This window comes from Saccharopolyspora erythraea NRRL 2338, from assembly GCF_000062885.1.
Lineage (GTDB): Bacteria > Actinomycetota > Actinomycetes > Mycobacteriales > Pseudonocardiaceae > Saccharopolyspora_D > Saccharopolyspora_D erythraea.
On sequence record NC_009142.1, the window covers coordinates 7046987 to 7059718 of the forward strand.

The window sequence follows — 12732 nt, forward strand, 5'->3', positions numbered from 1 at the left end:
GGTGGCTCCGCCGACTCGCGCTGAGCTGCCCGAACAACGGTCCACGTGCGACGTGTCCACTCCGATCCACACTCGCCGATGCACGCCCTGCTGCCGCCTCGTACCAGGAGGAATCGACTCGCTGAAGCCCTTCACCGGGCATTGCGGCAGGCCCCGTCCGCACGTCGCGGACGCACCTGGCTGCCGGTGGAGGAGCTACGGGGATCGATCCGCCGACTCGGTTACCGCAGTGGGCCACGGTGTGAAACCTAGAGCCCCAACCCCGACATCGGCAACGATTCGCAGATCGATTCGTCCGAAGCGAACCCCATTGAGTTGACAACTCCTGCCTCGGTCACCGCGTCCGGGTACCCGCCAATCCTGATCTTCACCCCGGGTCGGGTGGAGTCAATTCACAGCGGGAGATGCGTTCCGGGGTCGACGTCCCGGATACGGCACCGGCGCCCTGCGCGCGGTGACTGATTGACCTTGAGGGTAGACGCCCTGACATCCAGGTGCAACAACCCCCCGGGCGTGTGGCACGCCCGATGTCGATCACTCCGCCGGTCGGCGCTGTGGCGCACCTACCGACACCACCTTTGTACCACCTCCGCCGCCCCCGCCGCGCGCAGGGCCGCCCATCAGGGCATTTCGGTCAGGGTTTGGCGGTGACGCGCACGCCTTCGCGGTCGACCGGCAGGCGCAGCGCCTCGAAGCCGGCGATGTCGAGACCGGGCGGAAGTTCACCGGCTTCGGGCAACGCCAGCACGGTCGGTCCGGCTCCCGAGACGGCCGCCGGGACGCCCGCCGCGCGCAGCCGCCGCACGAGCGCGACTGTCTCGGGCCACGCCGGCTCCCGGTAGTCCTGGTGCAGGCGGTCCGCGGTGGCCGCCAGCAGCAGCGACGGGTCGCTGGTCAGCGCGTGCACGGCGAGCGCCGCGCGTCCCGCCGCGAACGCCGCGTCGGCGTGCGGCACCCGCTCCGGCAGCAGCCCGCGGGTGGTGTGCGTCGCGGACTCCACGCCGGGCACCAGGGCCACCGGCACGACGTCGGGGTGCGGTTCGAGCCGGGTCGCGCGGAACCGGCCGTCCTCGCACCACGCGACGACGAACCCGCCGAAGAGGCTGGCCGCGGCGTTGTCGGCGTGGCCCTCGCGCTCGGCCGCGAGCTGGAGGGCCGCGGGCGCGTATTCCGGGTCCCGGGCGCTGATCCCGGCCAGCGCGTGTCCCGCGGCGACACCGGCGACGATCGCCGCCGCCGACGAGCCGAGCCCGCGGGAGTGCGGGATGGTGTTGCGGCAGCGCAGCCGCAGCGCCGGGGCCGGCACCCCGAGCCGGTCCAGGGTGCGGTGCAGCATCCGGGCGACGAGGTGGCTCCCGTCCGCCGGGACGACCCCGGCGCCCTGCCCCTCGACCTCGACCCGCACGCTGCCCGGCGGGCCGTCGACCACCTCGGCCCGCACCACGTCGTGCAGGGACAGCGCCATCCCGAGGGCGTCGAAACCCGAACCCAGGTTCGCCGTCGACGCCGGGACGGTGACCTCGACGGACGTGGCGGCCAGGGCCGTCACGTCAGCTCCAGCGCCGTCGCGACGGCGCCGGGGTCCACCGGCAGCGGCTCGACCTCGACCATGCCCGACAGCGCCGTGTCGGGGTCCTTGAGGCCGTGCCCGGTCACGGTGCACACCACGCGCGAGCCCGGGGGCATCCGGCCGTCCTCGACGGTGGCCAGCAGCCCGGCGACGCTGGAGGCCGACGCGGGCTCGACGAACACGCCCTCGCGGGAGGCCAGAAGCCGGTAGGCGGCCAGGATCTGCTCGTCGCTCACGGCCGAGAACAGGCCGCCCGAGGCGTCCTTGGCGGCCACCGCGCCGTGCCAGGAAGCGGGGCTGCCGACCCGGATCGCGGTCGCGATCGTCTCGGGGTTGGACACCGGCTGGCCGTGCACCAGCGGCGCAGCACCGGCGGCCTGGAAGCCGAACATGGCGGGCGTGGCGGAGATGACCCCGTCGCGGGCGTACTCGTCGTAGCCCTTCCAGTACGCGGTGATGTTGCCGGCGTTGCCGACCGGCAGGCAGTGCACGTCGGGCGCGGCGCCCAGCACGTCGCAGATCTCGAAGGCGGCGGTCTTCTGGCCCTCCAGCCGGACCGGGTTGACCGAGTTGACCAGGGTCACCGGGTGCTCGGCGGCGGTCTTGCGGGCCAGTTCGAGGCAGTCGTCGAAGTTGCCCTGCACCTGGAGGATCTTCGCGCCGTGCACGACCGCCTGGGCCAGCTTGCCCATCGCGATCTTGCCCTGCGGCACCAGCACGGCCGAGGTGAGCCCGGCGCGCGAGGCGTAGGCGGCGGCCGACGCCGAGGTGTTGCCGGTGGAGGCGCAGATGACTGCCTTGCTGCCCTCGGCGAGGGCGTGCGTGATGGCCACCGTCATGCCCCGGTCCTTGAACGAACCGGTCGGGTTGGCGCCCTCGACCTTGAGGTGGACCTCGCAGCCGGTCAGCTCCGAGAGGTGGTGGGCGGGCACCAGCGGGGTGTTGCCCTCCTGGAGGGTCACCACGCGCGCACCGTCGGGGACCGGGACGCGGTCCCGGTAGGCCTCGATGAGACCGGGCCACCCGGCACGCGCGCCCTGGATGTTCGAAGTCACGACGGTTCACCTTCCACGCGCATCACGCTGACCACCTCGCGCACCACCTCCAGCTGCGCGATCTTGTCCACTGTGGACTTCAAGGCCGCGTCCGCCGCGGTGTGGGTGACGACCACGAGGCTGGCCTCGTCGCCCCTGCCCTGCTGGCGGACCACGGAAATGCTCACATCGTGCTCGTTGAAGGTGGCCGCCACCTGCGAGAGCACGCCCGGTTTGTCGGCCACGTCGAGGCTGATGTGGTAGCGGGTCGGGGTGCCGCCCATCGGTCGCACCGGCAGCTGGGCGTGCGCCGACTCGCGCGGCCCCTTGCCCGCCACGACCAGGTTGCGGGCCACGGCGACCAGGTCGCCGAGCACGGCACTCGCGGTCGGGGCGCCGCCGGCGCCCTGCCCGTAGAACATGAGCTGCCCGGCTGCCTCGGCCTCCACGAAGACCGCGTTGAAGGCGCCGCCGACACCCGCCAGCGGGTGGCTGCGCGGGATCATCGCCGGGTGCACGCGGGCCGACACCGACTCGGTGCCGTCCTCGTCGACGACCCGCTCGCAGATCGCCAGCAGTTTCACGGTGCGGTCCAGCGACCTGGCCGCGGCGATGTCGCCGGGGCTGACCGCGGAGATGCCCTCGCGGTGCACGTCGGTGGCGGTGACCCGGGTGTGGAACGCCAGCGAGGCCAGGATGGCGGCCTTGGCCGCGGCGTCGAAGCCGTCGACGTCGGCGGTCGGGTCGGCCTCGGCGTAGCCGAGCCTGCCCGCCTCGTCCAGCGTCTCGGAGTAGCCGGCGCCGGTGGAGTCCATCGCCGACAGGATGTAGTTGGTGGTGCCGTTGACGATGCCCATCACGCGGTTGATCCGGTCGCCCGCGAGCGACTCGCGCAGCGGGCGCAGCAGCGGGATGGCACCGGCGACGGCGGCCTCGAAGTAGATGTCGGCGCCCGCGGCGTCGGCCGCCGCGTACAGCTCGGAGCCGTACTCGGCCAGCAGCGCCTTGTTCGCCGTGACCACCGACTTGCCCGACTTCAGCGCGGTCAGCAGCAGCGACCGGGCGGGCTCGATGCCGCCGATCAGCTCCACCACGACGTCGACGTCGCCCTCCACCAGCGCCGTGGCGTCGGTGGTGATCAGGTGCTCGGGCACCTCTGGGTGCTTGTGCGGACGGCGCACCGCCACCCCGGTGACCTGCACCGGCGCCCCGGTCCGCGCCGCGAACTCCTCCGGCTGGTCCTGAAGCAGACGCAGCACCTCGGTACCGACCGTGCCGCACCCCAACAGCGCGACTCTGATCGGTTCACGGTCCTCGATCACTCACACCTCCAGCCGGAGCAGGTCGTCCTCGGTCTCCCTGCGCAGCAGCAACCGCGCCTGACCGTCCCGGACCGCGACCACGGCGGGCTTGGGCAGGCGGTTGTAGTTGCTGGCCATCACGTAGCAGTACGCGCCGGTCGCGGCCACCGCGACCAGGTCGCCCGGAGCAATGTCCTCCGGGAGCCAGCAGTCTCGCACCACTACGTCACCGGACTCACAGTGTTTGCCCACGATGCGGGACAGCACGGCCCGCGCCTCGGCCCGGCGGGACACCAGGCGGCAGTCGTAGACCGCGTCGTAGAGGGAGGTGCGGATGTTGTCGCTCATGCCGCCGTCGACGCTGACGTAGCGGCGCTGGAGGCCGCCGTCTAGCGCCACGTCCTTGATGGTCCCGACCTCGTAGACCGTCACGGTGCCCGGACCGGCGATCGCCCGGCCGGGCTCGACGGCGATCCTGGGGGCGGCCAGCCCCGCGTTCTCGCACTCCTTGCGGACGATCTCGTTCAGCCGGGCGGCCAGCTCGGCCGGGGGCAGCGGGTCGTCCTCGGCGGTGTAGGCGATGCCGAGCCCGCCACCGAGGTCCACAGTGGACACGGTGGAGAGCGCTTCGGCGCCGTGCTCCTCCTGCATCTTCGCCAGCAGCCGGATCACCCGGTGCGCGGCCAGTTCGAAGCCGTCGTCGTCGAAGATCTGCGAACCGATGTGGCTGTGCAGGCCGACCAGCCGCAGCGACTCGGCCTTGAGCACCCGGCCGACGGCCTCGGCTGCCTGCCCGGAGGTCAGCGAGAAGCCGAACTTCTGGTCCTCGTGCGCGGTCGCGATGAACTCGTGGGTGTGGGCCTCCACGCCCACGGTCACCCGGATCATCACGTCCTGGCGGACCCCGCGCTCGCGGGCGATGTGCTCCAGCCGCGCGATCTCGTGGAAGGAGTCCAGGACCACCGAACCGACCCCGGCCTCGACCGCCGCGGTCAGCTCCGGGACCGACTTGTTGTTGCCGTGCAGCGTGATCCGCTCCGGCGGGAACTCCGCGCGCAGCGCGACGTTCAGCTCGCCGCCGCTGCACACGTCCAGGCTCAGGCCCTCCTCGGCCACCCACCTGGCGACCTCGGTGCACAGGAAGGCCTTGGACGCGTAGTGGACCGACGCCGGGTCGCCGAAGGCTCCCGCGTAGTCGGCGCAGCGGGAGCGGAAGTCGTCCTCGTCGAGCACGAACAGCGGCGTCCCGTACTCCTCGGCGAGGTCGCGGACGTCGACGCCGGCGAAGCCGGTGCTGCCGTCCGCCGCGCGGGCGGCGTTGCGCGGCCACACGTGCGGGTGCAGCCGGTCGAGGTCGTCGGTGGTGGCGGGCACCGGGCCCGCGGTGTTGCCGGGCGGCACGACATCGGCGTGCCTCGGCCCGGCCGGATGGGCGCGCATGGTGCGGCTCCTTACATCTGTTCCGGTGCGCTGACCCCGAGCAGGCCGAGGCCGTTGGCGAGCACCTGCCGGGCCGCCTCGCACAACTGGAGCCGGGCGATCGTCAGCGGGGTGGCCTGGTCGTCACCGGGCTGCAGGACTCGGCAGGCGTCGTAGAACTTGTGGTACGCGCTGGCCAGGTCCTCCAGGTACCGGGCGATCCGGTGCGGCTCCCGCAGTTCGGCCGCCGACCGCACCACGCGCGGGTACTCGCCCAGGGTGCGGATCAGGTCGCCCTCGCGTTCGTGGGTGAGAAGCGAGAGGTCGGCGTCGGCCACCGAGCCCCGGTCGATGCCCAGGGAGGCGGCGTTGCGCTGCAGCGACGATAGCCGCGCATGCGCGTACTGCACGTAGAAGACGGGGTTCTCGTTGGAGCGCTTGCTGATCAGGTCGAGGTCGATGTCCAAGGCGGAATCCACCGACGAGCGGATCAGCGAGTAGCGCGCGGCGTCCACACCGACGGCGTCGACGAGGTCCTCCAGGCGGAGGACGGTGCCGGCGCGCTTGCTCATCCGGACCGGTTTGCCGTCCTTGACCAGGTTGACCATCTGGCCGATGAGGACCTCGACGGCGTCGGGGTCGTCGTCGAAGGCCGCGGCGGCGGCCTTCAGCCGCGGGATGTAGCCGTGGTGGTCGGCGCCCAGCATGTAGATGCACAGGTCGAAACCGCGGTTGCGCTTGTCGCGCAGGTAGGCCACGTCGCCGGCGATGTAGGCGGTGGTGCCGTCGCTCTTGATCAGCACCCGGTCCTTGTCGTCGCCGAACTCGGTCGAGCGCAGCCACCATGCGCCGTCGGCGAAGTAGAGGTGACCGGACTCCTTGAGCTGCTCGACGGACTTCTCGACCGCGCCGGAGGTGTGCAGCGAGTCCTCGTGGAAGTAGACGTCGAAGTCGACGCCGAAGTCGTGCAGGCTGCGCTTGACCTCGTCGAACATCAGGCCGACGCCGATGCGGCGGAACGTCTCGTGCCGCTCGGCTTCGGGCAGGTCCAGCGCGGTGGGCTCGGCTTCGAGCACCTGGTTGGCGATCTCTCCGATGTAGGCGCCGCCGTAGCCGTCCTCCGGGGCCGCCTCGCCGCGCGCGGCGGCGATCAGCGAGCGGACGAACCGGTCGATCTGCGCGCCGGCGTCGTTGAAGTAGTACTCGCGGGTCACCTCGGCGCCCTGCGCCTCCAGCGTGCGGCCCAGCGCGTCGCCGACGGCGGCCCACCGGGTGCCGCCGAGGTGGACGGGGCCGGTGGGGTTGGCCGAGACGAACTCGAGGTTGACCTTCAGGCCCTGGTATTTCGCACCGCGGCCGTAGGCGTCGGTGGCGTCGAGCACCTCGCGCAGGATCTGGCCCTGCGCGTCGGCGGCCAGCCGCAGGTTGAGGAAGCCGGGGCCGGCGACCTCGACGGAGTCGATGCCGTCCTGGCCGGTCAGCGCCTCGGCCAGCCAGCCGGCCAGGTCGCGGGGGGCCACGCCCGCCTTCTTGGCCACCTGCATCGCGATGTTGGTCGCGTAGTCGCCGTGCTCGGGGTTGCGGGGTCGCTCGACCGTCACCGCGGCCGGAATCACGGATGTGTCCAGGTCACGGCTGGCGAGCACATCGACGGCGGTGTTGCGGAGCAGTTCAGCGAGCGCGGCGGGAGTCACCCTAGGAAGTCTAAGGAAGCGTCGTCGCTGTTCAGCCAAGGGGTTGGAGGTGCGGGGACGGGTTCGGGGCCTGCGGCGGGACGGAGGACCGCGGGAGTGCGCAGCGTCACAGAAGGGTTACCGGCCGGTTGCGTGCCGGCGTCCGGTTGTGCTGCGGCTTCCGGTTGTGCCGCGGCCCGGAGTTCCGGTTGCGTTCCGGTTGTGCTGCGGCCCGGAGTGCGCTCGCATGGCGGTCCGGGCTGGGAGTCTGTGGCCCGTGCGGGGTCGTGCTGCGGCCTCCGGGAGGACGTGAACTTGTGTCGCGAATAGGACGAAGGGGGGTCCGAACGCGACAAAATCTCTAAACTGGCGGGCGGCCGAGGCGGGCCTGCACGGCCTGGCACTGCTCCGCGAGACGAGGTTCCGGAAGAAGCTATGGCGAACGGTAAGAAGAACAAGGCGGTTCGCGGCGCACGCGGGTCGGTGGTGCAGCAGCGCTCGATCCCGTGGGTGCTCATCGCCGGCGTGACCGTGGTGCTCATCATCGCCGGAGTGGTGTTCGGCTACGTAGGCATGCGAGCCGCCGACAAGCAGGCCCTGGCGGTGTTCACGCCCTCCCAGCAGAACCCCGACCCCTCCAAGGCGATCCCCGGGGTGCAGCTCGCCAACTACCCCGCTCAGCAGCACGTCACCCAGGCACAACGGGTGGCCTACGACCAGAACCCGCCGTTCGGCGGCCCGCACGACGGCATCTGGGCCGACTGCACCGGCGTGGTGTACCCGCAGCCGGTGCGCACCGAGAACATGGTCCACTCGCTGGAGCACGGAGCGGTCTGGATCGCCTACGACCCGGCGAAGGTGGACGCGGCGGGCGTCGAGGAGCTCGGCAAGCGGGTCGAGGGCAAGCCGTACACGATGATGTCGCCCTACCCCGGCATGGACAGCCCCATCTCGGTGCAGTCGTGGGGCCACCGGCTCAAGGTCGACAAGGCCGACGACCAGCGGATCGACCAGTTCATCACCGCCCTCCGGCAGAACGGCTTCGGCGTCTACCCCGAGATCGGCGGCTCCTGCCAGGCCTACCCCGGCGCCTTCGACACCCTGAACCCGCCGCCGTTCGACCCGGCCCCGGCGCCCCCGGGCTCGGTCCCCATGGACGGCACCGGCTCGCAGCAGGCGACCGGTGAGATGGGGGCCGGTCAGTGACCGGAGGGACGACCGGTCCCGAGGACCGGGCCGCGTCAGCGGGCGGGACGGAGGACCGGGCCGGGGCTGGGAGCGGCCGTCCCGTAGCGGAGGACAGCGCTGGGCGAGTGGGCGACCGGGCCGGGGCAGCGGAGGACCGCGCCAACGGTGGGGCGGCTGACGACCGGGCCCGTGTGGAGGACCTGCCGGGCGGTGCGGAGGAGGATCAGCTCGGGCGCGAGAGCTCGCGGCGAGCGGGCTCTCCGCTGGCGGCGCGGATCTTCATCGCGGTGGCCGGCACGGTCGCCCTGCTCCTGCTCGGCGCGGCGGGCGGCATGCTGCTCAAGGCGCCCTCGGACCAGCGGGTGGAGAACAACCCGTCGGCGGTCGACGTCGGCTTCGCCCAGGACATGTCGGTCCACCACCAGCAGGCCGTCACCATGGCCACCCTGGCCAGGGAGCGCGCCTCCGACACGGCGGTGCGCCAGCTCGCCTTCGACATCGAGACGAACCAGCGCGACCAGATCGGCCGCATGCAGGGCTGGCTCAGCCTGTGGGGTCAGCCCGCCCAGTCCACCGGAGCACCGATGCAGTGGATGGAGCAAGACGCCGGACACGGCGGCGGACACGCGGGTGGACACGGCGGCGAAGGCCACGGTGCGCCTCCGACGTCGGGCGGCCTGATGCCCGGCATGGCGACCAGTGCGGAGCTGGCACGGCTGCAGGCCCTCCGCGGCCCCGATTTCGACGTCGAGTTCCTCCGCCTCATGCTGCGCCACCACGAAGGCGGCGCGGCCATGGCCGAATACGGCGCCCAGCACGCAGCGGTCCCCACCGTGCGGGGGCTGGCGCAGAACATGCTGGGGTCGCAGGGGAACGAGAGCATGCTGATGCGGGAGATGCTGAGCGCGCGGGGCGCCGCGCCTCTGCCGCCTGGCTGACGGGGCTTGGCCTCGCGGGTCGCTTTGAGGGCGGGCAGGGGTTTTGGGGTGGCCAGCCTGGCCTTGCGGGTCACTTTGGCGGCAGGGCCGCGTGAGTTTTCGACGCATCCAGCGGCACTGGCGGGGCACCTTCAGCACGGGGGCCCGCCAGTTCTCGACGTACTCGCGCCTTGCGGGTCGCCTTGGGAAGGGTTTCTGGGGCGCTCGCCGCCCCCAAGACCCCCGGCAGGTCTCCGGGATGAGTTTTCGGAGGATGCTGCGGTGGGGTGGGTGGTTGTTCACCAGGTGAGGGCTCGGCAGCGGCGGGCGCAGTCGATGGGTTCGACCTGGAGGGTGGCGTGGTTGATGGAGTACCGCTCCGCCAGGAGCCGTTGGGCGGCGATGAGCACGCCGCCGTGGTCGGCGCCGTTGTCCGTCGTCAGGTGGGCCGAGGCGACCTCCATGCCGGAGGTGAGGGTCCAGACGTGCAGGTCGTGGACCTCGGTGACCGACGGGAGCTCCGCGAGCTCGGCGCGCATCTTCTGCACGTCGACGCCCTCCGGTGCCTGCTGGACGAGGATGCGCAGTGCCTGCCGGGCCAGCTTCCAGGTGCGCGGCAGGACGAACAGGCCCACGCCGACGGCGACGATGGGGTCGGCCAGGTACCAGCCGAATGCGGTGGTCAGCGCGCCGCCGACGAGCACGCCGATCGAGCCGAGCGTGTCGGCAAGGACTTCCAGGTAGGCCCCTCGGACGTTGAGGCTTTCGCTGGCTCCCTTACGCAGCAGGGCGAAGACCACGAGGTTGGCGAGCAGGCCGGCGGCGGCGGTCAGCATCATCGGGACGCCGGAGACCTCCGGCGGCTCCTGGAAGCGCCCGACGGCCTCGTAGAGGATGTAGCCGGCCACGCCGAACAGCAGGACGGCGTTCGCCAGGGCCGCGAGCACCTCCACCCGGTACAGCCCGAAGGTCCGCCCGCCGCGGGCGGGTAGGCGGGCCGTGGTGATGGCCGCCAGGGCCATCCCGACACCGAGGACGTCGGTGAGCATGTGCCCGGCGTCCGACAGCAGCGCCAGCGACGAGGTCATGAAGCCGACCACGGCCTCGAGCACGAAGAAGCCCAGCAGAACCGCGAACGACACCCCCAGGCGCCGCACGTAGCGCCCGGACGCACTCACCGCGTCGGCGGCACCGCCGTGCCCGTGCCCATGGCCCATCTCAAGCCCTCCTCACGTCCTCCACCACAGATATATAGTCACATGTGCATGAGTGCAACAGAAGGGAGGCTCACCTCACTCGATGATCACACCGGAACACGTACCCCGCCGCCGGTGACACCGGAGTTCCCCACGTGGCAGCACTCGAAAAACGCCAGGTGAGCGATCAGCGAACACCCAACCGGCCCCCTGCGCGTCCACGATCAGGCGATGCGCTAAGCTTTCGGACGTCAACAACGACAAGCCCTCGTAGCTCAGCGGATAGAGCACTGCCCTCCGGAGGCAGGTGTCGCAGGTTCGAGTCCTGCCGAGGGCGCATCAGCCGAACAGCGGATTCCGCCCCTGACCAGCAGCAGCAAGGACAGGGGCGGATTTTTGCGTGCCTCACCACGTCCCGCCATGTGCCACTGGTTACGTGCAATGCACGTTCACGGCCGTCAGGGCTTTCCGCGCAGCACGCCCTCCAGGACTTTGCGGCTGGCCCGCCTTCAGTCGAGCTGGCGTCCGCCGGCTGGGTGGGTGTGACCGCCATCCGCTCGGCAGGCGCCAGCGGCAGTGAATCCTATAGATGAGAATCGCGTTCGCAAGTCGTGGTGCAGATATTTTCGCCCTTAGCCGCTATTGCACATCCTTGGCGGAACTAGCGTCGGCAATTGCGTGGACGAGTTCGGCCGGCGGCGGATCGCCTCGTTGATCAACTGGCCGATGACGAGGTAGCTGAGGGCGACGAGTCCGTAGTTGAGGATGACGCCGAGGAGTGCGTCGTCGGGGTTGAAAACGACTCCGAGTCCGAGGACCAGGACTTCGGCCAGGCCGTATACGAACGAGACGAATCATTGCCCTGGTTGGCGCCCAGTACCACGAAGAGGATGTGCAGGACAAAGACGGAACGACCGCACCGGTCACGATGCGGACGATGTTCGCGACGGTGCCCCTCGCGGCGCCGTTCATCCTGGCAGCAGGGGTCAGAGCCCTGCGGAGAGCAGGGATTGTGGCCTTGCGGTGGGCGGTGACCCATGGGCCTCGATTGTGCGGACACGGAAGATCGACGTCGTAAGTACGGGGAAACCGAACGCGACGAGTGCGCGAACACAACGAACCTGAATTCGCCTCGGGAAAATAGTCTGATCTGCGTTGATGTGCGGTTGGTAATTGCAACTAACGCGTCCGCCCGCCGAAAAGGTTGCTTCGGCGTGATCCTGGCGTATTCCCATCGTTGCTCGCGCTGTGTGCTTGCTCCTATTTGGAGGTCCTGATCTCTGCCATGCTTGCGCGCCGCATGGCTGGGGTTGGCGAACCGAAATCGACGACACGAAAGCCGTGTCGCGCAAGGCGGAAGAGGAACGGGACATGACCTACACGCAACCGGGTCACCAGGCGCGCGGACGGACGCCGGAGCCTCGGGTCCGGCGGAGGCGGTGGGGGCGCAAGGTCGTCGCGGTGCTGGTGGTGCTGGTGCTGGCGCTGGTCGGGTTCGTGCTCTACGTGGACTACTCGCTCAAGCGGGAGCAGGCGCTGCCGGTCGATGGTGAGCGGCCGCAGGACGGGCCGGGGACGAACTGGCTGCTGGTGGGTTCGGACAGCCGGGAGGACCTGGACCAGGAGCGCAAGGACGAGCTGGGCACCGGGGACACGGCGGGCCGGCGCACCGACACGGTGATGCTGGTGCACATCCCGGAAAGCGGTGGTACTCCGACGATGGTGAGCCTGCCGCGGGACTCTCTGGTCAAGATCCCCGGTCAGGGCAAGGACAAGCTCAACGCCGCGTTCGCCTACGGCGGTTCGCAGTTGCTGGCCCGCACCGTGGAGAACAACACCGGGGTGCGCATCGACCACTACGCCGAGGTCGGGCTGGGCGGCTTCGCCGACATCACCGACGCGATCGGCGGGGTGGACCTGTGCGTCAAGGAACCGATGCAGGACCCGAAGGCCAATCTGGATCTGCGGCCGGGCTGCCAGACGTTGCAGGGGCCGCAGGCGCTGGGTTACGTGCGCACCCGGGCGACCGCGCGGGGTGATCTGGACCGGGTCCAGCGGCAGCGGGAGTTTTTGGCCGCGCTGACCGAGAAGGTCTCCGGCCCCGAGGTGCTGGCCAACCCGTTCCGGCTGTTCCCGCTGATCCTGGACACCTCCCAGTCGTTCCTGGTCGACTCCGGCGACCACGTCTGGCACCTGGGCTCGCTGGGCCTGGCGATGCAGGGCATCGCCTCCGGGCAGGGCGTGACGACCACCGTGCCGTTCGGCGGCTTCGGTGAGACCGACGGCGGCGCCTCGGTCGTGGAATGGGACGACGAGGGCGCCGAGAAGCTGTTCGGCGCACTGGCCACCGACACCCCCGTGCCACAGGAAGTCATCACCACCGCCGAAGGCATCGGAGGCTGAGCACGGCACCCGCCCGTGCGGGTGTGCAGGC

Annotated in this window: 9 protein-coding genes and 1 tRNA gene; 4 read left to right on the forward strand and 6 right to left on the reverse strand. The window is 70.8% G+C overall.

The genetic code is table 11. The annotated features are described in order from the left end of the window. Positions 1-634: 634 nt before the first annotated feature. From thrB to argS, 5 genes are read right to left on the reverse strand one after another with little or no spacing between them, the layout of a single operon-like run. On the reverse strand, positions 635-1549 hold the full coding sequence (gene thrB / locus SACE_RS30245) for a homoserine kinase (protein WP_009948458.1): 915 nt from the start codon (positions 1547-1549) through the stop codon (positions 635-637). Then, complete coding sequence (thrC, locus tag SACE_RS30250) at positions 1546-2625, reverse strand: threonine synthase (protein ID WP_009948457.1); 1080 nt, start codon at positions 2623-2625, stop codon at positions 1546-1548. The genes thrB and thrC overlap by 4 nt, the downstream gene beginning before the upstream one ends. Then, positions 2622-3926, reverse strand: a complete 1305-nt coding sequence (locus tag SACE_RS30255; RefSeq protein ID WP_009948455.1) for a homoserine dehydrogenase — start codon at positions 3924-3926, stop codon at positions 2622-2624. Before SACE_RS30255 ends, thrC begins: the two co-directional genes overlap by 4 nt. Next, positions 3927-5345 (reverse strand): diaminopimelate decarboxylase, encoded by a 1419-nt coding sequence (lysA, locus tag SACE_RS30260; RefSeq protein ID WP_009948454.1) that lies wholly within the window; start codon positions 5343-5345, stop codon positions 3927-3929. 11 nt (positions 5346-5356) lie between these two features. Continuing rightward, positions 5357-7018, reverse strand: coding sequence for an arginine--tRNA ligase (argS, locus tag SACE_RS30265; protein WP_009948452.1), 1662 nt, complete (start codon positions 7016-7018; stop codon positions 5357-5359). 414 nt (positions 7019-7432) lie between these two features. On the opposite strand from argS, the gene SACE_RS30270 reads away from it, so the two are divergent. Then, on the forward strand, positions 7433-8203 hold the full coding sequence (locus SACE_RS30270) for a DUF3105 domain-containing protein (RefSeq protein ID WP_009948450.1): 771 nt from the start codon (positions 7433-7435) through the stop codon (positions 8201-8203). Positions 8204-8310: 107 nt separating this feature from the next. After that, entirely contained in the window at positions 8311-9123 is an 813-nt protein-coding gene (locus SACE_RS30275) for a DUF305 domain-containing protein (RefSeq protein ID WP_009948449.1), read from the forward strand. Positions 9124-9401: 278 nt separating this feature from the next. Here the strand turns inward: SACE_RS30275 and SACE_RS30280 are convergent, their stop codons facing one another. Continuing rightward, complete coding sequence (locus tag SACE_RS30280; RefSeq protein ID WP_009948448.1) at positions 9402-10319, reverse strand: cation diffusion facilitator family transporter; 918 nt, start codon at positions 10317-10319, stop codon at positions 9402-9404. A 243-nt stretch (positions 10320-10562) separates the two neighbouring features. Between SACE_RS30280 and SACE_RS30285 the strand changes: the two genes are divergently transcribed. Continuing rightward, positions 10563-10635: transfer RNA gene (locus SACE_RS30285), tRNA-Arg, on the forward strand. A 1034-nt stretch (positions 10636-11669) separates the two neighbouring features. Beyond that, positions 11670-12701: an LCP family protein gene (locus SACE_RS30290; protein WP_011875006.1), complete on the forward strand. Its 1032-nt coding sequence runs from the start codon at positions 11670-11672 to the stop codon at positions 12699-12701. Positions 12702-12732 lie beyond the last annotated feature (31 nt).